The sequence below is a fragment of the Pseudoalteromonas simplex genome (genome assembly GCF_015278155.1).
Lineage (GTDB): Bacteria > Pseudomonadota > Gammaproteobacteria > Enterobacterales > Alteromonadaceae > Pseudoalteromonas > Pseudoalteromonas simplex.
This window is the reverse complement of the sequence record NZ_JADILN010000007.1, coordinates 55,257-75,658: the sequence shown is the minus strand read 5'-3', so window position 1 is coordinate 75,658 and position 20,402 is coordinate 55,257. Positions and strand designations below refer to the sequence as shown.

Annotated in this window: 19 protein-coding genes and 1 pseudogene; 8 read left to right on the top strand and 12 right to left on the bottom strand. The window is 40.3% G+C overall.

Annotated features, from left to right (window positions below):
* Positions 1-64: 64 nt before the first annotated feature.
* Together IRQ78_RS14250 and IRQ78_RS14245 are read left to right on the top strand one after the other, a co-directional pair.
* Positions 65-613: pseudogene (locus tag IRQ78_RS14250) on the top strand (sigma-70 family RNA polymerase sigma factor); the annotation flags it as partial.
* Positions 613-1,362, top strand: a complete 750-nt coding sequence (locus IRQ78_RS14245) for a DUF3379 family protein (RefSeq protein WP_194442550.1) — start codon at positions 613-615, stop codon at positions 1,360-1,362. The pseudogene IRQ78_RS14250 and the gene IRQ78_RS14245, both read left to right, overlap by 1 nt.
* A gap of 79 nt (positions 1,363-1,441) precedes the next feature.
* Here the strand turns inward: IRQ78_RS14245 and IRQ78_RS14240 are convergent, their stop codons facing one another.
* The 4 genes from IRQ78_RS14240 to IRQ78_RS14225 all read right to left on the bottom strand — a co-directional run bounded on the left by IRQ78_RS14240 (position 1,442) and on the right by IRQ78_RS14225 (position 5,386).
* Positions 1,442-2,632 carry an amino acid aminotransferase gene (locus IRQ78_RS14240; protein ID WP_054553227.1) on the bottom strand — a complete coding sequence of 397 codons (1,191 nt, stop codon included), beginning with the start codon at positions 2,630-2,632 and terminating at the stop codon, positions 1,442-1,444.
* A 73-nt stretch (positions 2,633-2,705) separates the two neighbouring features.
* On the bottom strand, positions 2,706-3,365 hold the full coding sequence (locus IRQ78_RS14235) for a GAF domain-containing protein (RefSeq protein ID WP_194442549.1): 660 nt from the start codon (positions 3,363-3,365) through the stop codon (positions 2,706-2,708).
* 45 nt (positions 3,366-3,410) lie between these two features.
* Complete coding sequence (locus IRQ78_RS14230) at positions 3,411-5,081, bottom strand: ATP-binding SpoIIE family protein phosphatase (RefSeq protein WP_054553229.1); 1,671 nt, start codon at positions 5,079-5,081, stop codon at positions 3,411-3,413.
* Positions 5,081-5,386, bottom strand: a complete 306-nt coding sequence (locus tag IRQ78_RS14225; protein WP_054553230.1) for an STAS domain-containing protein — start codon at positions 5,384-5,386, stop codon at positions 5,081-5,083. The genes IRQ78_RS14230 and IRQ78_RS14225 overlap by 1 nt, the downstream gene beginning before the upstream one ends.
* A 133-nt stretch (positions 5,387-5,519) precedes the next feature.
* Between IRQ78_RS14225 and IRQ78_RS14220 the strand changes: the two genes are divergently transcribed.
* Positions 5,520-5,849, top strand: a complete 330-nt coding sequence (locus IRQ78_RS14220) for an SUI1 family translation initiation factor (protein WP_054553231.1) — start codon at positions 5,520-5,522, stop codon at positions 5,847-5,849.
* Between the two features lie 16 nt (positions 5,850-5,865).
* On the opposite strand, the gene IRQ78_RS14215 is transcribed toward IRQ78_RS14220, so the two are convergent.
* Complete coding sequence (locus IRQ78_RS14215; protein ID WP_082389262.1) at positions 5,866-8,829, bottom strand: bifunctional diguanylate cyclase/phosphodiesterase; 2,964 nt, start codon at positions 8,827-8,829, stop codon at positions 5,866-5,868.
* 382 nt (positions 8,830-9,211) lie between these two features.
* Between IRQ78_RS14215 and IRQ78_RS14210 the strand changes: the two genes are divergently transcribed.
* The 3 genes from IRQ78_RS14210 to IRQ78_RS14200 all read left to right on the top strand — a co-directional run bounded on the left by IRQ78_RS14210 (position 9,212) and on the right by IRQ78_RS14200 (position 11,313).
* Entirely contained in the window at positions 9,212-10,363 is a 1,152-nt protein-coding gene (locus IRQ78_RS14210; RefSeq protein WP_054553232.1) for a chorismate mutase, read from the top strand.
* 129 nt (positions 10,364-10,492) lie between these two features.
* Positions 10,493-11,011, top strand: coding sequence for a disulfide bond formation protein DsbB (gene dsbB / locus IRQ78_RS14205; protein WP_138618583.1), 519 nt, complete (start codon positions 10,493-10,495; stop codon positions 11,009-11,011).
* Entirely contained in the window at positions 11,011-11,313 is a 303-nt protein-coding gene (locus tag IRQ78_RS14200) for a DUF6170 family protein (protein WP_054553234.1), read from the top strand. Before dsbB ends, IRQ78_RS14200 begins: the two co-directional genes overlap by 1 nt.
* A 27-nt stretch (positions 11,314-11,340) precedes the next feature.
* On the opposite strand, the gene IRQ78_RS14195 is transcribed toward IRQ78_RS14200, so the two are convergent.
* Positions 11,341-11,634 carry a ComEA family DNA-binding protein gene (locus IRQ78_RS14195; RefSeq protein ID WP_054553235.1) on the bottom strand — a complete coding sequence of 98 codons (294 nt, stop codon included), beginning with the start codon at positions 11,632-11,634 and terminating at the stop codon, positions 11,341-11,343.
* A gap of 246 nt (positions 11,635-11,880) precedes the next feature.
* Between IRQ78_RS14195 and IRQ78_RS14190 the strand changes: the two genes are divergently transcribed.
* Complete coding sequence (locus tag IRQ78_RS14190; RefSeq protein ID WP_054553324.1) at positions 11,881-12,183, top strand: YebG family protein; 303 nt, start codon at positions 11,881-11,883, stop codon at positions 12,181-12,183.
* Positions 12,184-12,246: 63 nt separating this feature from the next.
* Here IRQ78_RS14190 and putP read toward each other — a convergent pair whose 3' ends face one another.
* The gene (gene putP / locus IRQ78_RS14185) at positions 12,247-13,758 is read right to left on the bottom strand and encodes a sodium/proline symporter PutP (RefSeq protein ID WP_054553236.1); all 1,512 of its coding nucleotides are present in this window, start codon (positions 13,756-13,758) and stop codon (positions 12,247-12,249) included.
* Positions 13,759-14,128: 370 nt separating this feature from the next.
* Between putP and IRQ78_RS14180 the strand changes: the two genes are divergently transcribed.
* Positions 14,129-15,352, top strand: coding sequence for an EAL and HDOD domain-containing protein (locus IRQ78_RS14180; protein WP_054553237.1), 1,224 nt, complete (start codon positions 14,129-14,131; stop codon positions 15,350-15,352).
* A 63-nt stretch (positions 15,353-15,415) separates the two neighbouring features.
* Here IRQ78_RS14180 and IRQ78_RS14175 read toward each other — a convergent pair whose 3' ends face one another.
* Genes IRQ78_RS14175 through IRQ78_RS14155 form a run of 5 tightly spaced genes read right to left on the bottom strand, consistent with a single transcriptional unit; the run spans position 15,416 to position 20,402 of the window.
* A complete protein-coding gene (locus IRQ78_RS14175) occupies positions 15,416-16,147 on the bottom strand; it encodes an MlaA family lipoprotein (RefSeq protein WP_138599025.1) in 732 nt (243 codons plus the stop codon).
* A 9-nt stretch (positions 16,148-16,156) separates the two neighbouring features.
* Entirely contained in the window at positions 16,157-17,419 is a 1,263-nt protein-coding gene (gene ccmI / locus IRQ78_RS14170; protein WP_054553239.1) for a c-type cytochrome biogenesis protein CcmI, read from the bottom strand.
* Positions 17,420-17,881 carry a cytochrome c-type biogenesis protein gene (locus IRQ78_RS14165; protein WP_054553240.1) on the bottom strand — a complete coding sequence of 154 codons (462 nt, stop codon included), beginning with the start codon at positions 17,879-17,881 and terminating at the stop codon, positions 17,420-17,422.
* Positions 17,881-18,450: a DsbE family thiol:disulfide interchange protein gene (locus IRQ78_RS14160; RefSeq protein WP_138599028.1), complete on the bottom strand. Its 570-nt coding sequence runs from the start codon at positions 18,448-18,450 to the stop codon at positions 17,881-17,883. Before IRQ78_RS14160 ends, IRQ78_RS14165 begins: the two co-directional genes overlap by 1 nt.
* Entirely contained in the window at positions 18,447-20,402 is a 1,956-nt protein-coding gene (locus IRQ78_RS14155; RefSeq protein ID WP_194442548.1) for a heme lyase CcmF/NrfE family subunit, read from the bottom strand. Before IRQ78_RS14155 ends, IRQ78_RS14160 begins: the two co-directional genes overlap by 4 nt.

Here is a 20,402-nt window from a genome sequence, read left to right as displayed (position 1 = left end):
AGTTGAAAATAAACGGCTAATCTTGAGTTAGCCGTTTTTTTAAGAAAAAAATAATAATCTCAGAAAGTTTTTTTCTGATAGGCAGGTCTTAGTTACTATGACAGAAAAACAAAAGCGATATGAAGCGCTGGTTCATGTCTACCACAGTGAGCTTTTTCGCTTTGCGTATTGGTTGTGTCGTGATCAGAACATTGCTGAAGACTTAGTGCAGGAAACCTTCCTGAGGGCTTGGCGTGCCTTGGATTCACTGCAAGACCAACAAGCAGTTAAACCTTGGCTGTTGACTATTTTGCGCCGCGAGAATGCACGCCGTTTTGAACGTAAACAATTTGATTACGCCGATGTTGAAAACGACACCCTTGTAGATGAACAAAGTTCAACCCTTGATGCTGAAATGGAACAAACAGTGATTCAACGACAAATAGGAAAGTTATCACAAGAATATCGAGAACCATTGCTGCTGCAAGTGGTAATGGGTTGCTCTGGCGATGAAATCGCCGAGATCCTCGATTTAAATAAAAATACTGTCATGACACGACTTTTTCGTGCCAGAAACCAGCTTAAAGAGGCTTTAAGCAGTGATGATGACCAACTTAGAGGAGCATCAAATTAATGGATGAACTCGAGTTTCGCCGCCGCATCCTCGCCGAGCCAAGCACTATTGATAAGGAACTTGAAGCGTTTGCCGAGCAGGACACAGATAAACAGGCGTTTATTGATGATGTACGTGCCTTTGACGATGAACTAAGCAAAGCACTTAACATCCCCGTGCCTGAAAATTTAGCACAGCGAATTATTGATAATACATATAGTTCTGAAGCAGAAAGCGCTGAGCAACCGCTAGACACCATTGTTGAGGCTAAGTCACGCTTTGCCTTTAATCGACTGTATTTAGCCGCTGCAGCGTCATTTTTAGTGGCAATTAGTGTGTTCTTTGTCAGTAACAAACAACATACGTTATACAGTGTGGGTGAGCATGCCTTTGCGCATCTTTACCATGAAATTGGCTCGCTAGATAAACATGAAACAATAGATCTTGCTTCGGTAAACGAAAAGTTTGCCACCATTGGCGGTCACTTAGATGAGCTACCAGGTAAAGTAACCTATTTAATGTTTTGTGATTTTCAGGGTAAAAAAGGCCTACACTTGGTATTTGAGTCAGATTTTGGCCCAATGACGGTATTCATTGTGCCTTCTGACGAGCAACCATTTGGCACCGGCTCTGATGATTTCAATGATGAGCGTTTCGCAGGCCACATCAACCGAGGCGATCGGGCTGATACCATCTTAATCGCGAGTATTGGTGCGCCACTTGATAGCTACAATAACATGATCAATGACGCCATTCGCTGGCTGCACTAATACCTACTCGTAGTAACACATATTACAGGCATAAAAAAACCGCAGTCACTGCGGTTTTTTTTTTTCGCTATAAAGCAAGTTACTTACAAACGTCTGCTACTGCATTTGCAAAGTAATCAATGTTTGCATCACTGATACCAGCAACGTTTACACGGCTAGAACCAACAATGTAGATTGAGTACTCTTTTTGTAAGCGCTCGATTTGCTCTTTATTAATACCTAGAAATGAGAACATACCATTTTGACGGTCAATAAATGAGAAGTCTTGCTCAATGCCTTTCGCAGCTAAGCTTTCTTTGATTAATGTACGCAAACCATTAATGCGATTACGCATTTCATCAAGCTCGTCATGCCACATTTGCGTCAGCTCAGTGCTACCTAAAATCGTGCTAACAATATCAGCACCATGCGCAGGCGGCATTGAATAGATGCTACGTACAACACTTAATAATACAGAGTTAGAGATATCAGCAGTCGCTGCATCTTTAGCAATAATTGAACATGCACCGATACGCTCGCGGTATAAACCGAAGTTTTTCGAACAAGAAGAACAGATGATTAGCTCATCTACCGCTGCTGCTAATTTACGAAGACCCGCTGCGTCTTCTTCAAGGCTTGAACCAAAACCTTGGTAAGCAATATCAACCAGTGGCGTGAAACCAACTTCAACAGCAAGATCAGCAACTGTGCTCCATTGCTCAGCATTTAAATCCATACCGCTTGGGTTGTGACAACATGCGTGGAATAACACCACATCACCTTTAGGCACTTGCTTAAGGGTATTAATCATGTCATCAAATAAAAGGTCTTTATTTTCGTAATCGTAGTAAGGGTATTCTTTTACTGTTAAGCCCGCCGCTTCAAATAAGCTGATGTGGTTTGCCCACGTTGGCGTAGTTACCCATACTGTCGCATCTTTGTTGCAACGTTTGATAAATTCTGCTGCAACACGTAATGCACCTGTACCACCTGGTGCTTGTGCCGTGCGAACACGATTAGCTAAAAGTGCTGGATGCTCACCCAGTAATAAGTTTTCCATTTTTTGGCAGTAATCTAGGTTACCTGCCAAGCCAATGTACGATTTACTGGTTTCGTTTTCTAAACGAAACGCTTCCGCTTTTTTAACCGCTTTTAATACCGGCGTATTGCCTTGCTCATCCTTATAAACACCTACACCCAAATCGATTTTCTTTGGGTTTGTATCTTGTTTAAAGGCCGCCATTAGGCCAAGAATAGGATCTGTTGGTAATGGTTTTAATTCTGAGAACATTGACTATCTCTTTTTATAGGGGTTAGCGTTGCCACTAGCTTAACATAAAAACCCAGCCTGATTACTAGTTAAATTAGACCAAGAGTTGAGGAATTTTAATACAACAAGCCACAAGTAATGCAAGGGTTTGCTGATCAAAGAAATCATTATTAAATGCTTCCGCATCTATAATACCTAAGCATTCATTTTTGTCTGATAACAGCGGTAGACAGGTCTCTGCTTTCACTTTAGGGTCGCAAGTATAATACTCTCCACCTTGGGCAAGATAATCAGCAACGTTATTGATCACACGACCTTGCTTAGAAAGTGCCACTTGAACATTATTACTACCTTTAGCAAATGCTTCAGTAAGTGGGAATAATGGACGACTCGGTGCTCCGTGATATACCAATTTTAATAACTGAGAGCCTTCGTCAGTATTGGTTGCTTGGTAAATACCAAACCAATCAACGTGAGTCTGGGCAACGACAAAATCGATGATTTGCTGAAGCTTGGCCAGCTTTTCAGTATTGGTAGCATCCTCTGCAACATAGTCGTTTAATTTGAATGGTTCATCTTGTAAGTAACCAAATAAACTACACGCACCACCCTCGCCTAGCTCAGGAATTTGGTATTCCCAGCGCACTGCAGGTAAAGCTGACTGTGCAAGGTAATGTTCAAGGTTTGATAATTGATCAACAACCAAGCTTTCTGGTAAATCAAGTTGAGCAGTCGATAAGTAGTTAGAAATCATTTAGCCATCCAAACATCTATAATGCCGAGATGATAACATGCGATTTTACTGTGAGCTAGTACTGCTTGCTGTTAATTGATAATAAATTTCGACCTGATTGCCTGCACTATTGAATGTGACGCCAGTCGCAATTTCGCTCAGCAAACATAAACCTCTGCCATGCTCTCGCACTAAGTTTTGTTGCTCAGAATCTTGTTTGTTAAATCCATGTCCCGAGTCACAAATTGTAAAATACAAAGCATACTCTTCAGGGCTATAGCGGATATCAATGATAATTAATGCATCGGTTAAATTAGCTAATGCTTTTTCTCGTTGTTGATAATAAATTAAAAAACCATCGTCATGATTTTTCACATCAGAGTCGAGTCCTAAAACACCATGATCAAGCGCATTATTATAAGCCTCAGATAAGATAAGAAAAATATTGGCTCGGTGAGCGTTTAAACCTGGTACCCGACTGATTACATTAACAACCTCTAAAACAGGATCAGTGCTTTTAATCTGCTTTGAATTTAAGCTTAAAGAGAAGTTAAATGGCAATTCAGAATAAGGTTCTACCATTTGTTCAGGTTCAGGCACCGGCAAACAATTTAACAACACTAAACTTAAATCGTCTTGCTGCTCGTTACCTTGTGCAAAACGCTTAACTCTTTCGAGCACTTGATGACAGGAAATGTTATCTCTAGAGGCAAGCACATCTTTAAACCGTTTTTCTCCAAAATAAACTTCTCTTGGATTAATCGTTTCAATAATTCCGTCAGTCGCCATAACGATTCGTGATGTAGTTTCAACCTCTGTATGGATCAAAGCGCGTTCAAATTCATCATCCTCTAAAATTCCCAACGCCATATGTTGAGATTCTAATGTACGAATTATATTTCCCTGCTGATCGATGATATAGGTGTCTGGCAGGCCACCTAACCATGCAGAAACACTTTTACCTGTATTGCTAAGCTCTAGAATAGTTGCCGCACAAAACATATGCCCAGGTAATAACTTCGCCAATACTGAGTTAATCTCAGCTGCAATGTCACTTACCGACATGCCCTTACTTACCATCGTATAAAAGACTCTAGATGCCGGTAATGCACCAACAGCAGCAGCTAAGCCATGACCAGTAAAGTCTCCTAGCATACAATACAAGCTGCCAATTGGACTTTGCCCAACCAAAAACATGTCGCCATTAAACATAGCGGCAGGCGATAAATGAAAATCTAAATGGGTAGGGAATGACTGTTGGTTTTCAAGCGCGTTATTAAAAATGTGCTCGACAATTTCATGCTCACGTTCAACTTGATTTTGATGGTACTCAAGTTGTAAATTCTGCTCTCTTGCTTTTTGACTTAGGTTGCGAATGCGGCTGTGTGCTTTAATTTTCGCATTTAAGATTACCTCTTGGAATGGCTTGTGTAAAAAGTCATCCCCACCGACCGCTAAGCAGCGTTCAAAACTTGCTTCGTCTTCTAAAGAGGTTATAAAAATAATAGGTAAGTAAACTTGGCTGTAGCGCTCTTTTATAATTGCAGCTGTTTCAAAGCCGTCCATTACTGGCATAATGACATCAAGCAGTACGATGTCTATCTTTTGTTCGTCAAGAAGACTTAAAGCAACAAGTCCATTTTCGGCAGTGAAAACTCGGTAGCCTTGTTGCTCTAACATCACAGTTAATAAACGACGATTTAGCTCTAAATCATCGACTACCAATATATTAAGCATCAATCGATATCAAATTTTTTATCAAAACGAGATATTTGTAAGATTTTCTTTAATTGAGGCTGACAGTTACTTATTTGTATTGTATCAACTTTGCCCGTTAGGTTTTTTTTCATATTGAGCAACATACCTAATGCTGAACTGTCCATATAATCAGTTTCTCTAAGGTCAATAACGACTTTATTGATATTGCTGTTTAAGTCGGCGTATGCCTGACGAAAAGATTGCACCAAATTAAAATCAAACTTTCCTTTTATCTGTACGGTTAAAATAGCGCCATCAGCAGATGTACTGCGCGTCAAACTCATAATAAACTCCTATTTAACAAATCTTTCCGAAGACTTATCTAAATATAACTGCTTAGAACAAATAAGCCAAAAAATAAAACACTTAGGATTAAATTTGTTATCATTTATCTAAGCTTCTACAACGAGATCCACTATGAGCGAAAATAATCTAGTTTACTCAACTTCTACAGGGCGCATTGAACAACCCAAAGAAAGTAAACCTGCACAAAGTAAAATGTTTAAAGATGGTTTTTTACGAATCGAACGCCAAACAAAAGGACGCAAAGGTAAAGGTGTGATGTTAGTGGTTGGTATTGATAGCCAACAACATGACTTAAAAAAATTAGCCAAAACCATTAAAAGTAAGATGGGTCAAGGCGGTGCAGTAAAAGAGGGTATCATCGAAGTTCAAGGTGATGACAGAGATAAGCTAAAAGCGATTCTCGAAGCGCTGAAATTCAAAGTAAAAATAGCAGGGGGTTAACTTCCCCCCTACTTTATTAATCATTCTTGATTAAATCTAGTGACTGTAAATGCTCATATAACTTAGGTAATTCAGCCTCACTCACAGGCGGACTGAAGTAATACCCTTGCACAACAAAGCAGTTATTATTTTGTAAAAACTCAATTTGCTCTTTAGTTTCGACCCCTTCAGCAACAACGTTAAGCTTAAGTTTTTGTGCCATTGCGATAATCGCAGCAGTGATCTCCATATCATTACTGTCTTCAGGGATATCTTTCACAAAAGAGCGGTCAACTTTTAAAATATCGACTGGGAAGCGTTTCAAATAACTCAGTGACGAGTATCCGGTACCAAAATCATCAATTGAAATTGAAACGCCAAGTGCTTTTAGTTGATGCAGTTGTAAGATCGCCGCCTCAACATGTCCCATTAACATACTTTCAGTCAATTCTAAGTGAATGCGTTTTGGTTCAACACCTGTTTGCTTGATGATTTTATCAAGCGTCGACACCAAATTAGCATCTTTAAATTGACGTGCTGATAAGTTGATTGAAATATTATTTTTTAAGTCTTGGCTTGCTAAACGTGCAGCAAACTCACACGCTTCTTGCAATATCCACGCTCCAAGCTCAACAATCAAACCTGTAGCTTCAGCAATAGGAATGAATTTAGTTGGCGGTATCATGCCTTCATTTGGATGGAACCACCGTATGAGTGCTTCATAGCCAACAACTTGATTCTTGCGACAATCTACTTGTGGCTGATAGTAAACCTGGAACTGCCCCTCACGAATACCTGTACGTAACTCATTTTCAATAAACAAGCGTTCATTGGCAGCAGCATTAAGCTCTTGGCTATAAAAGTGGTAAGTATTACGCCCTTTCGCTTTTGCTTCATACATAGCAAGGTCAGCATGCTTCAGTAGCTGATCTTCCTCTTGGCTATCAAATGGTGCCATCGTGATACCAATACTGGCACTAATTATCACTTCATTGTTACCTAGTTTGATAGGCTCATTAAGAGTACGTTGAATGGTATTCGCCACTTCCATGGCGTGAGTTTGATGCTCAATACCACTTAACAGGACTGCGAACTCATCACCACCTAAACGTGCAATGGTATCTTCGGTGCGTAAACGCTTTTTCAAACGATTAGCAACTTCAACCAATAACTGATCGCCCGCATCGTGACCTAGCGTATCGTTGATACGTTTAAATTCATCTAAGTCAAAGTAAAATAAAGCAAATGCATAATGACCACGTTCAGCAAGTGCCATAGACTTGCGTAGCTGCATTCTAAAGAAAGTACGGTTTGCAAGCCCTGTTAATGTATCAAAATAGGCAAGCTGTTCCATTTTTCGCTGACTTTCTTTCACAAACGAAATATCTTGAGCTGAAGCCACGTAACTGGTGATTTCCCCCCCTTCTTCGCGGATTGGAGAAATACTCAATGAAACCCATACAGATTGACGCTCATTACCCTGTAATAAAGTATCTCCTCGCCAATAGTTACGGCTACGTAGGTCGATATCAATATCGTCAACTAAAATCGCCATTTCTTGAGAGATAATATTCATCAATGGTGAGCCAATAAAGTGGCGTTCCTCGAAACCCGTCATCTCAACCATTTTCGGGTTCACGTATTTGATTTCAAAGTCTTGATTAGTGATCACAACGCCAGTGCCTGAGAAGGCAACCGCTTTGGATAATCGGTTCGCTGCTTTTTCAGCTATTTCTTTTTCGCTGATGCGCTGATTTAAACCATCGATTAATTTACGAATTTCTATTGCCATGTCTCTAAAAGAGCCATTAAGCGTGCCTATTTCGTCTTTGTTCACTTTAGGAAATTCAGTTTGAAATTGCCCTTTGCCAAAACTAACAACCGCATTTACCAAAGAGTGAATACGACGCAGTACTAATTGATAAAGTGCTTGATGCAATAACAAGGCAACTAAAATAGCGTACAGGATAAACAAGCCAAAGAACTTTACTTTTAGCTCTTCAAGCGCAGAAAGTGCCGACGAGCGCTTTTTATAAATACCAATATACCAATTAAGGTTCTCGACTTTGCGGATATTGATAATATGGGTTTCACCATCTTGTACAAATGAATTTGCAGACTCTGGTAATTTTAAGCGAATGGTTTCAGACACTAATTTTTGTAGATCAGGATTAACAAAATCTTCAGTCAGTAACTTTTTACCTTCACGGCCATATTGCTCAAGCGTTGTTTTATCTAAATCAGGATGAGCTAAAAGCTGACCTTTCGCATCAAACACTAATAAATGTTGCTCACGATCGCCAATAGGCAGCTGTGCCAATAAGGTTTCAAGAGCAATATCACTACCAGTGACACCAAAAAATTCGTTATCAAGATAGATTGGCACAAGCACGCTTACTACCCACTTATGCCAAATAGTATCGTAATACACCTTTGACCATACAGCTTCTCGGCTCGGGTTTGTTGCAGCTTGTGCGTAATTAAATGTCTCGCCTTTGGTAAAGTCAAAATCGCCCGGTACATTGAGCGCCCAATTAGGTGGAGCAATACGTATAAAGTTATCTTTAGTGATTAAATAAAAATTAAAAAAGTCTTGGATAAGCGTTGGTGAGACAATTTTCCATAGCGATTCAGAATCGTTAATCAGCTGCTTATAAAAATTAGAGTACTGGTCTTGTGGAATAAATGAAGCTGATAAACCATCCTCAGAAGTGCTGCGAATACTGCCATCAACTGCAAACTTTATATCTGCGCTGCGGTTATTTTGTAGATGTGACTCATTATGCAGTAGCTGACTACTAACGACATTGTTAGCTTGCTCTGCAATATTTATTTTGGTGTTAATTAAGCGATTGAATTGACGACTCAAGCGTTCACTCGAATGCTTTAAAAGTTCGTGCTCTTCAAAAACAAGCTGTTTTTCTTCTGATTTAAGCATTAAAGCTGCAGCGCAAATACCTGCAATTAAACAAATAGCAGAGATTAACAGCGACAATTTCATACTTAATGAATTCACCCCAAACCGGGATGGCGGTCGTCGATACACCACAGGACTACCTTATTAATAATTGTTATTATTTATTATGCAAAAACAAATATACCAGATTCATTTTTAGATTTATAAATTTTTTATGAAGATTAATGAAATTTCTGAGGAATCTTTCGCTTTGTCCAAAATAGCATGTTTATGCAGTTGACTTTACATAGAAGTATTTTTACATTAGTCCAATGAAACAAATTATCTCTCGCACTTATTTTTCTTTTTTTAGCTTCTTTAGATAGAGGAGGCTTAACTGTTTGCGAGATAATTTCACCGAATAGCTAAAGCCTCCCTCTTGGGAGGCTTTTTTGTTTGTGCACTGTTTTGGAATGAGGAAACCAACATGAGCATTGATACATTAAATGCGTTACGACACGATATAAATGAAATCGACTCCGACTTACTTGTGTTACTGGCTAAAAGACGCCGTATAAGCCACAGCGTAGTCGAATATAAAATTGCCAATAACAAACCAATTCGTGATGAAGCTCGCGAACAAGCACTTCTGGAAAAACTAATCAGTTATGGTAAGTCATTAGGTCTTGACGCTTACTACATTAATAATGTGTTTCAAACTATTCTTGAAGATTCTGTTTTAAACCAGCAAGCCATGCTGCAAAAGAACCTCAACCCAGAAGCTATGAGCGAAAGCCATCGTGTTGCGTATTTGGGTGGGCAAGGCTCATATAGCCAACTAGCCTGCCATAAATATTTTAGCCGCCGCCCTGGCAAAGTGATTGAAATGGGTTGCTCTAGCTTTGAACAGATCACTGGTAAAGTTGAAAGTGGACAGGCTGATTTTGGCTTACTGCCAATTGAAAACACCAGCTCAGGAAGTATCAATGAAGTATTCGACTTATTACAACACGCACAAGTATCAATTGTAGGTGAAGTAACCCATAGCGTTGAGCACTGTTTATTAGCAATGCCAGGTACTGAGCTATCTCATATCAATAAAATTTTTGCTCATCCACAACCTTTTGCTCAATGTAGCCGTTTCATTCAAGGGCTAGGTGACATTCAACATGAAACCTGTGATTCAACCTTCCACGCATTGCAATCTGCGGTTGAAACAGCAAATAGCGCCGCTATCGGCTCAGCTCAAGCTGGCAAAAATGTTGGTTTAGAAGTAATTAAGTCAGGCCTTGCAAACCAAAGCGAAAACCACAGCCGCTTTATTGTTGTCGCCCGTAAGCCGCTACAAGTATCGAAACAAATTCCGACCAAAACCAGTTTAATCATGGCGACTAAACAACAAGCAGGTTCATTGGCTGATGCTTTAATGATTTTTAAACATCACCAAATTAACCTAGTAAAACTAGAATCTCGCCCCGTACCAGGAAATCCGTGGGAAGAAGTGTTTTATGTTGACCTCGAAGCAAACCTTGATGACTTACATGTTAAGCAAGCGCTTGAAGAGCTGAAAGAACACACTCAGTACACACGTGTATTAGGCTGTTACCAAAGTGAGTCTTTGCAGGCTGTTAGTGTGTAATAGCCTGCCTAGATATGACTAATGAAAAGGAGTCTGTCGACTCCTTTTTCGTATAATTTCATCTTAGATACTTGCACCCATAGCCCTGTCTAAGCATAATCTTGAAAACAATTTGAAATTGGATCTTTCATGAATTGGTTAGCAGAATTAGCAACTAAAAGAACACCTTGGTTATTACTAGCGTTTATTTCACTCGCATTTGAAGTCACAGCATTGTTTTTTCAATACAACATGGGACTTGAGCCATGCATCATGTGTATTTATCAGCGCACCGCTGTTTTAGGCTTACTTGCAGCAGGTGTGATTGGTGCGATTAACCCAAAAAGTATGGTTGTTCGCTTAGTCGCATTTGCCACTTGGGGTATCTCAGCAATTTGGGGTTACTTTATTGCTAAAGAACACATTGCAATGCAAAACAATACCGACCCGTTTGCATTTAGCTGTGCATTTGAACCTAACTTCCCAAGTTTTATGCCTTTGCATGAATGGATCCCTAGCTTCTTTGCTGCCACAGGTGATTGTGGCAATATCGATTGGCAGTTTGCTTCAATGAGCATGCCGGCATGGATGGAAGTGATTTTTGCAGCATTTTCAGTGGTATTTGTGGCTGTTTTAGTTAGCCGATTAGTGAGCAAAAAGTCGCTATAATGATTTATTTTTTTACTAGCCAAATCCCTACTTTAAAAAACTTTAAAGTAAGGCAACGCCAGCAGATTATTGCTCTTGCTTTAGCTCATTTAAGCCCGAGCAAAAAGATCATTTTATCGGTATGTAAGCTTGCCTTTTTAGCGCCATTATTTTTAGGTTTAGCTTACTTTGAAGGGTGGATGCTTATTCCTTGGTTGTTGTTAGCAGGTTTAAGTTACCCTCTTATCACAACACCTATCGAAAACATGTTCGCGTTAGCGCATTTAGACAAGGCTATCAATGAATTTAAACAGGGCGAATAACGCCCTGTATAGGTGATAACCTGCTATTTATAGAGTAATTTTCCCCTCAAGTTTAGCGAATAGCTTATCACCAATTCCTTTTACTTCTTTTAATTGTTCTAGCGACTTAAACGAGCCTTGCTTGGTGCGATGCTCGACAATCGCTTTCGCTTTTGATTCACCAATACCCGGTAATTGAGTTAACTGCTCAATGCTGGCTTTATTAATACTCAGCTTTTGCATTTTAACTTGTGTTGCTTTGGTTGGTGTTTCGGCTGATACCTGTGTAGCAGGTAGTAATGCAAGAGTAGCGGCAAGTAAAATACTTGATAGTAATTTCATAATTTCCTCCATGACGCCCTTGTTTGGACTGATAGTTAGCGATTACCCAACACTCACTCCATCGCTTGTGTTTAACTTTGGGTAACATTTTAAATAAAGCTAATACACAAAGTATTGTCAAATTTACTAAATAAAAATTTTCTCAAGTTACTTGCAAAATAAGGCTCGAAGCATTACTGTATATAAAAACAGTAATCTTAGCAGCGATTTTACGCTGCAATGCCAGGCTTAAATGCAGGAGAAATCATGGCTGTTGTTGTTAAATATGTTGTAGAAAGAAACGGAGTCGAGCGCATGACGTTTACTACTAAGAAAGAAGCTGATGCGTATGACAAAATGCTCGACATTGCTGAGTCATTAGAACTTATGCTTGAAAAAGTTGATGTACCATTAAGCGAGCAACAAATTGAGTCACTGGCGCTTGAAATGGCAAAAGAAAAAGACCAATTTATGGCGGTACTTAAAGGTGCAAAAGACGCGCCAGCTAAACCTAAAAAAGCAAAGTCAGACGATAACGTTGCTGATATAAAAGAAAAAGCGGCAAGCTAAACGCAAATTTAGATCATAAAAAAAGGGCAACATCCGTTGCCCTTTTTTGTGTTTAATCAAAAACTACAATGACGATTCAACTTCATCAAATAAGTCTGTAATTTCTTTTTTCGGCTCAGCCGTCATAAGGCTAACAACAACTATGGCTATTGTTGATAAAATAAAGCCAGGGACAATCTCATAAATGATTGCACTTAGTGCTTGGCCATCAATAGTAATTGGCGCGTATATCCAAAACAGCACTGTTGCTGCACCAACAACCATGCCACTAATAGCCCCTTGTAAGTTCATGCGTTTCCAGTAAAGGCTCAGTAGCACCAGTGGACCAAATGCTGCACCGAAACCAGCCCATGCATTACTTACTAAGTCTAAAATAGAGCTATTACGGTCATAAGCTAGGTAAATAGCAAATAAGGCAACTAAGATAACACTAATACGACCAACTAAAACCAGCTCTTTTTGAGATGCACTACGGTTTAAGTAAATTTTGTAGAAATCTTCAGTTAGAGAGCTTGAACACACTAACAACTGTGAAGAGATAGTACTCATAATTGCCGCTAAAATTGCTGCCAATAAGAAACCGGCAATTAAAGGATGGAAGATAAGCTCAGACAACACTAAGAAAATAGTTTCTTTATCATCAATAGGCATTTGGTTTTCAAGCATATAAGCAGCACCAAATAGACCAGTTAGCACAGCACCAATTGCTGATAGCGTCATCCACGACATACCCACACGACGCATGGTTGGCATATCTTTCACTGAACGTACAGACATAAAACGCACAATAATATGTGGCTGACCAAAATAACCAAGGCCCCATGCCATTGCTGAAATAATCGCTATAGTCGAACCACCTGCAAACCAATCCATCATATTAAGTGCATGAATTTCTGATTCTTTTGGTGAGCTTAATAATAAGTCATAGCGTGCATTGGCAAGTGTATCCATAACTGGCTGATCAAGCATGGTAAACGTCGCAATTGGCACAGCCAGCAGTGAGATAAACATGATACAACCTTGTACAAAGTCAGTCAGGCTCACGGCTAAGAAGCCACCAAACAAGGTATATAACACGACGACACCTGTTGTGATATATAGACCCATTTCGTAGCTCATATTAAATGAGTTTTCGAACAACTTACCACCTGCAACAACACCTGATGAGGTATATAAAGTAAAGAAAACAATGATTACAATCGCAGAAATAACACGCAGAATATTCTTATTATCATCAAATCGGTTTGCGAAGTAATCAGGAATGGTGATTGAGTCATTCGCCTTTTCTGTGTAAACACGCAAGCGAGGCGCGACTAAGAAGTAGTTAGCCCAAGCACCGAGTACTAGACCAATGGCAATCCAAACCTTACTTAAACCAAACAAGTACATTGCACCTGGTAGGCCCATTAGCAGCCAACCACTCATGTCAGATGCGCCAGCTGAAAGCGCAGCAACACTTGGTGATAAATTACGACCACCTAGCATATAGCCTGATACATCGTCGGTAGATTGCTTATAAGCATATAGCCCAATCCCCAACATGACGATGAAGTACAATGCTAACGAAATTATCATTCCTGTTTCCAAATTAGCCTCCAAAAGTTGTTTAATGTTGGCTTTTAATCCGAATAATGACTCGCAAGTTATTTAATTTAAAGACATTATTGGGGTAAAAACCTATATCATCCACGACTATATCATGCTTACCCCCCTTAACTCCAATCAAGCAGATAAATGACAAAGCTCAATTTTTCAACTTTTATCTAACATTTTTCTTATATTTAATCGCAAGTTATAGAATTTATCTGCAAATTATCCTAGTCTTTAATTCTTAATAAAATAATAACTTTTCCTCGCAAATGAACATTTAGCTAATGCTATTTCAGGCACAATGCAATATATTGCGAGAAGTAAATGAATTAACAGATGTGGACATGTTTGGACTATGTATTTTTACGCTGCACGCCAACCTATTTTAGACAGGGATAAAAAACTAATTGGCTACGAGCTTTTATTTCGAGATGGCGTAGACAACGTTTTTCCTGATATTGATGGCGATGAAGCAACGTCACGACTTATTGAAGGCAGCCAATTTAATTTTGGTTTAGAGGATTTAACGGATAACAAACCTGCTTATATCAACTTTACTCTAGAAACCTTGCAAAAGGGTTATCCACTTTTACTTGGTAAAGAGCAGGTGGTAGTAGAGATATTAGAAACAATCCAACCAGGTAAACGCCTACTGGCATTAGTTAAAGATCTAAAAGAAAAAGGCTATATACTTGCACTTGATGATTACATTCACCAACCTGTATGGCGACACTTTTATCCTTACATCGATATTATTAAGATTGACTTTCTAACTTGTGATGTAGACTCAATAAAAGCGATCATCGAGGCTATTAAGCCGTATCCACACATAAAGTTGCTTGCTGAGAAAGTTGAAACATACGAAAAGTATCAGCTTGCCCTAGAAATGGGCTTTAGCTACTTCCAAGGGTTTTTCTTTTCAAAACCTGAGATGGTACAAAGCAAAACTTTGCCGCCATCAGAGATGGCTCTTGCCGAGCTTCTATACGAAACATCGAGTATTGATCTAAACCTCAGAAAAATCACTGAAGTGTTTGAACGTGACGTTAACTTATCTTATAAGTTGCTACGCTACTCAAACTCAGCGGCCTTTAAACGTCGCGCTGAAATCAGCACAATTAAACAAGCGCTTATTGTATTAGGAAGTGAAGAAATTAAACGTTTCTTATCACTTTTATTTGCAGCGCAAGTCGCAGCAGATAAGCCAGCCGAACTAATTCGCCTTTCATTGACCCGTGCTCGGTTTGCTGAATTATTGGCAATCAGCCACGGCAAAATGCGAGATACTGGTATGGCATTTTTAACGGGTATGATGTCGTTAATGGATGCAATCCTCGACGAAGATATGCCAAGTGTAATGAACAAGTTACCGCTGACTATTGAAATTAAAGATGCGCTACTCAAAGATGAAGGCTTATTAGCAACGTATTTAAAGCTGGTAAAATTTTATGAGCAAGCAAATTGGGAAAAAGCGAAAGAAATCCAACAACAACTTGGACTTAAACCTGAAGAAGTACCGGACGCTTACCATGATGCATTAAGTTGGTCTAATGACCAAATGAGTGTGTTTGGGGACTGATGAATACCCATCCCTTAACGATATAAAAATGCCAGCAATTGCTGGCATTTTTATTTAACACTTTTAAAGATTCTCTAAGAAGTCTTCGTCAAAGTCATCTGGTTCTTTTTCTAGTGGCGGATTACCATCATGTAGCTCATATAATTGACGCTGGAAGTAGATATCCTTCATGAAGATATAAGGGTCTAGCGACTCATTTAATAGGCTCTCTTGTGGCATTAATGAAGCACGGGCTTCAACCGCTTTAAGTGCAAACACTAATATTGTTTGAGGTGTTGTTAGTGTTATTTCAGGTAATACGAAATTATCAACAACATCACCAGTTAGGTTTCGTGCGGTACTTGGTCCCATACCAGGGATCATCAAGTAAGCACCATCACCCACTCCCCATACACCAAGAGTTTGGCCAAAATCTTCATCGACAATTTCTAAGCCCAGCGATGAAGCAACATCAAAAAAACCGAGTAGACCTACTGTAGAGTTCACTAAAAAGCGCGCTAAGCTAATACCCATATTACCAGGCTTACCCTGCAGACCAGCATTGACCATATCCGTTGGTGCGGTGATGTTATCGGTAAAATTAACAATGCTACGTCTTACCGGTGTTGGCGTTACTGTAACGTAGCCAACAGCTGCTGGTCGAAGAATATAGGCGTCAAGCACGTCCATATTAAAATCATACATAGGACGGTTAAACGACTGTAACGGATCTCGCTCATCCGCTTTTTCTTCGGGTATTTGTGCGCATCCTGCAAGCACTACAAAAAAGATAAAAAATATACTGTGCCTAAACATCGGCTATCCTTACGGTATTAACTCATTAATTAGCAACGCGTACTCTTTAACGTTCGCACGTTCTAAAATACCCGACTTGCCTTCCAACTCGCCGCTAGAAGTTACCACAGTTGCATCTTTTGATAAACGCGCAGTTAAAATAATTTTATCGACACTTGATAAATTCAGACCTTCAACCATTGCATTCGAATCACTCAATGTCACTGTTAGCGGAAAGCTGTATTCCGTCATTTTTACCACAGCTAATGGCATCTGTGGGCCACTGGCTGCTTTTGCAAAAACAAACAAGGTGCCGTTTTGTGGCTGCGAATCTGCTAGAGCTGAGTCTAAATCAACTGTGATGCGAATTTCACTGTGTGAAGCCTCTGCAATTTCTGTATTTGTAACTTGCTGCTGATTATTTAAGTGAGCATCAATTTCAGCAATACGCTCTGCAATCATGCTATAACGCGGATCATTTTGCTGCATACTTGCAAGCAGTACTTCAAACGCAGTTTTAGCTTGCAGCCAATCCTTGCGCTCATAAGCAATCAGAGCTAACAATGAGATTGCATCAATATTAGTCGGCTCTGCTTTTAACACTCTCGATAACATCGTTGCTGCACGTGACATATTCGCATCACTGCCTTCCATTAGCAGAACTTGCGAGTAGCTGATCAGCACTTGCTTGTTATCCGGGTTCATTTTTAGCACTTTATCAAATGACTGCATCGCCATATCAAATTCATTTAATGACATCGCAACACGACCTAGCAGCATCCACGCCACTTCATCATCACCACTTTGATCAAGCTTGGTACGCAATGCTAAAGCAAATGCTTGCAACTCATTCGGTGTCAATGGCTCACCATCTTGCATTACGGCACGTTCACCATACGACTTAAGGTTTGCCATAGCGTCATGCCAGCCTTTTATTTGCTGCTGACTACCCGTGTAACCGTAAAAGATAGCCGTTAAAACAATTAAAAAGCCAGCGCCAGTAAGGGCAAAAATACGGTTGTTACCTTTACTATTTAGCGCTTTTTCTGGAGACAGCTCATTGAGCAAACGACGTTTTTGTTCGATAACTGATTCGTCGTGCATTTGTGCATCAATACGTTGGTTATCTAAGTCTGTTTTAAGCTCATCTAAACGTTGATGATAAATTCGGATTAACTCCGAGTTTGCATTGTGATCAAGGCGTTGAATACGTTCGCGTTTAAAAAAAGGAACGACAACAAATAGCAATGCAACCAGCGTGAGTAAAACAAAAGAAGCCCACATTAATGCCATCTAGCTTTGCTCCTGACGTTGATTTTGTTCAATTAACTTTGCAAGTAGTGCCTCGTCTTGCTCTGTCCATGTTTGTTTTACCGATGCCTTACGTTGGCGTAAAACAATAAACCCAAAGCCAAGTACCACAATCAATACTGGCAATACCCATAATACTAAGGTTGCGGGTGTTACGGGTGGATCGTAATGTACGAAGTAGCCATAACGGTCAATCATATATTCGATGACTTCATCTTTAGTTTTGCCATCTTTTACCAGCGCTAACACTTTGTCGCGCAAGTCTTTGGCTACAACCGCGTCTGAGTCGGCAATGTTTTGGTTTTGACATTTAGGGCAACGCAGCTCTTTGGTAAGCTCACTGAAGCGTACAGCTTGCTCTTTGTCATCAAATTGATATTTGTCTTGCTCTGCAAATGCACTAAACGTGATAAGCAAACTTGCTAAAAAAATCACGAGTCTCATTACTGTAACTCCTGCATTAACGGTGCGAATTTGGCTCGCCACACACGCGGATTAATATCGCCGGTATGGTGCAGCAAAATGGTGCCTTGCTTATCAACTAAGAAGGTCTCTGGCGCGCCAGACACCCCTAAATCAAGGGCTAATGTGCGCTTTAAATCTAAGATATTGAATTGATATGGGTCGCCAGCACGATTAAGCATACTGGTAACGTCTTCGCGTAGTGCGTTAATATCAAACTGGCCATCAAAGTCAGGGTCGTAGCCTTGCTCGTAGTATAAGCCAACAATCTTAACGCCCTGCTCTCTAAGCTCAGTTAAATAGCCCAACTCAGCTAAACAGGTCGGGCACCATGTGCCCCACACATTGAGTAAGTAAACTTCACCTTTTAAATCACTATCTGTCCAACGCGTTGACTCATCCATCAAGTCTGGCAAGTTGAAAGCTGGCATAGCCTGCCCAATACGCCCAGTTTGCAGCTCACGCGGGTTAGCAAACAAGCCTTGATATAAAAACACACACAGTAAAACGAAAACCAGTAAAGGTGCTAGTGCGAGTAGTTTACGGTTCATGCTGATGCCTCCTGCTTAGTCGATTTTTGGCGATAGCGTTTATCACCAAGCACTAAAAAGCCTGCCAGTGAAATCAAGATACCACCGAGCCACATCCAACGAACATAAGGCTTATGGTAAATACGTAACGACCACGCACCTTGGCTTAATTGCTCACCCAGTGCTAGGTATAAGTCACGCGTAAAGCCAGCATCAACAGCTGCTTCTGTCATAAACTGCATGCCAATGTCATAACGGCGTTTTTCAGCATGTAAAACGGTTACTTGTTTATCATTTTTCAGCACAGTGACAACCCCAGCATGGCCGCTATAGTTAGCGCCGCGAATAGACTTAACACCATCAAAACGGTACTGGTATTCATTTAAAGCCACAGTGTCACCCGGCTTCATTGATACATCACGCTCTACTGAATAAGCAGAGGTTAACGTTACACCTGCAATCACGAACGCTAAACCAACGTGACCTAATACCATCGCCCAATAGCTTAGTCCTAAACGTTTAAAGCCTTCGCCTAAGGTTTTGTGAATAGTTACTTTTGCCGTTAAATCAACCACTGTAGTAACAACAATCCATACCGCTAGCGCAGTTGCAATAAAGGTAATTGGCGCAATTACATCGTAACTTGAATATAACCACGCTGCCGTAGCCACGAGACTGACAACAGCCGATAGTGCAAATTTGTTTTGCAACATTGACCATTTATTTTGTTTCCAGCGTAACAGCGGACCCATACCCATTAAAATGGCAAACGGTACCAGTAAAATAGCAAACATCTTATTGAAGAACGGCTCACCAATCGAAATGCTACCTAAGCCAAGTTCTTTGTGGATCATTGGCAGTAATGTACCTAGCAATACAATCAGTGTTGCCACAACTAAGAAAATATTATTTAACCAAAGCGCAACTTCACGTGAGGCAAACTTATAACGGCCTTCACTTTTCACCTGCGAAACACGCAGTGCATAAAGCGATAAACCACCACCAACTACAATGGCTAAGAATGCTAAAATAAACATACCGCGGTTAGGATCTGAGGCAAAAGCATGCACAGATACAATGATACCCGAGCGAACAATAAAGGTACCCAGTAAGCTTAACGAGAATGCTGCAATAGCCAGTAATACGGTCCACGACTTAAATACACCACGCTTTTCGGTGGTTGATAATGAGTGCAGCAATGCGGTTGCCACAAGCCATGGCATTAATGATGCGTTTTCAACGGGATCCCAGAACCACCAGCCGCCCCAGCCAAGTTCTGAGTATGCCCACCAACTACCAATGGTAATACCAAGTGTTAAAAAGCCCCATGCTGTCATAGTCCAAGGACGAGACCACTTAGCCCAAGTATTATCAAGCTTACCAGTAAGTAACGCTGCAATAGCGAATGAGAATGACACAGATAAACCTACATAGCCCATATAAAGCAATGGCGGGTGAATAATCATACCTGGGTCTTGCAATAACGGATTTAAATCGCGACCTTCAACAGGGAAATACGGTAATAAGCGCTCAAATGGGCTCGACATTAACAAGGTGTATAACATAAAGCCAACACCTAAAAAGCCTAGTACACCAAGTACACGAGCACGTAATACCCAAGGTAATGATTGCGAGCGCATAGCTACTACGGCTGTCCAACCCGCTTGCATCACTAACCAAAGTAATATCGCCCCTTCATGACCACCCCATGTCGAGGTTATTTTGTAGTACCAAGGTAAGGTGCTACTTGAATGATAAGCAACATACGAAACAGTAAAGTCGTCGGTTAAACTAGCATAAACAAGTGCCGCAAAAGACAAAAGCACAAATACGAACTGTCCAATTGCCAGTGATGGGGCGGCACGCATTAAACGTAAATTGCCGGTATGCGCCCCCCACATAGGAAAAATACACAATAGAACACTGAGCACCATGGCCAGTGTTAAAGAAAAATAACCGAGTTCTGGGATCAT

Bases quoted from the DNA above. Each gene is read 5' to 3' on its own strand.
- IRQ78_RS14220 (WP_054553231.1), top strand. From the start codon at position 5,520: ATGAGCGAAAATAATCTAGTTTACTCAACTTCTACAGGGCGCATTGAA.
- IRQ78_RS14175 (WP_138599025.1), bottom strand. From the start codon at position 16,147: ATGTTTAGGCACAGTATATTTTTTATCTTTTTTGTAGTGCTTGCAGGA.
- IRQ78_RS14155 (WP_194442548.1), bottom strand. From the start codon at position 20,402: ATGATCCCAGAACTCGGTTATTTTTCTTTAACACTGGCCATGGTGCTC.
- putP (WP_054553236.1), bottom strand. From the start codon at position 13,758: ATGATAATTTCGTTAGCATTGTACTTCATCGTCATGTTGGGGATTGGG.
- IRQ78_RS14190 (WP_054553324.1), top strand. From the start codon at position 11,881: ATGGCTGTTGTTGTTAAATATGTTGTAGAAAGAAACGGAGTCGAGCGC.
- IRQ78_RS14210 (WP_054553232.1), top strand. From the start codon at position 9,212: ATGAGCATTGATACATTAAATGCGTTACGACACGATATAAATGAAATC.
- IRQ78_RS14200 (WP_054553234.1), top strand. From the start codon at position 11,011: ATGATTTATTTTTTTACTAGCCAAATCCCTACTTTAAAAAACTTTAAA.
- IRQ78_RS14225 (WP_054553230.1), bottom strand. From the start codon at position 5,386: ATGAGTTTGACGCGCAGTACATCTGCTGATGGCGCTATTTTAACCGTA.
- IRQ78_RS14195 (WP_054553235.1), bottom strand. From the start codon at position 11,634: ATGAAATTACTATCAAGTATTTTACTTGCCGCTACTCTTGCATTACTA.
- IRQ78_RS14235 (WP_194442549.1), bottom strand. From the start codon at position 3,365: ATGATTTCTAACTACTTATCGACTGCTCAACTTGATTTACCAGAAAGC.
- ccmI (WP_054553239.1), bottom strand. From the start codon at position 17,419: ATGGCATTAATGTGGGCTTCTTTTGTTTTACTCACGCTGGTTGCATTG.
- IRQ78_RS14165 (WP_054553240.1), bottom strand. From the start codon at position 17,881: ATGAGACTCGTGATTTTTTTAGCAAGTTTGCTTATCACGTTTAGTGCA.
- IRQ78_RS14180 (WP_054553237.1), top strand. From the start codon at position 14,129: ATGTATTTTTACGCTGCACGCCAACCTATTTTAGACAGGGATAAAAAA.
- IRQ78_RS14240 (WP_054553227.1), bottom strand. From the start codon at position 2,632: ATGTTCTCAGAATTAAAACCATTACCAACAGATCCTATTCTTGGCCTA.
- dsbB (WP_138618583.1), top strand. From the start codon at position 10,493: ATGAATTGGTTAGCAGAATTAGCAACTAAAAGAACACCTTGGTTATTA.
- IRQ78_RS14160 (WP_138599028.1), bottom strand. From the start codon at position 18,450: ATGAACCGTAAACTACTCGCACTAGCACCTTTACTGGTTTTCGTTTTA.
- IRQ78_RS14230 (WP_054553229.1), bottom strand. From the start codon at position 5,081: ATGCTTAATATATTGGTAGTCGATGATTTAGAGCTAAATCGTCGTTTA.
- IRQ78_RS14245 (WP_194442550.1), top strand. From the start codon at position 613: ATGGATGAACTCGAGTTTCGCCGCCGCATCCTCGCCGAGCCAAGCACT.
- IRQ78_RS14215 (WP_082389262.1), bottom strand. From the start codon at position 8,829: ATGAAATTGTCGCTGTTAATCTCTGCTATTTGTTTAATTGCAGGTATT.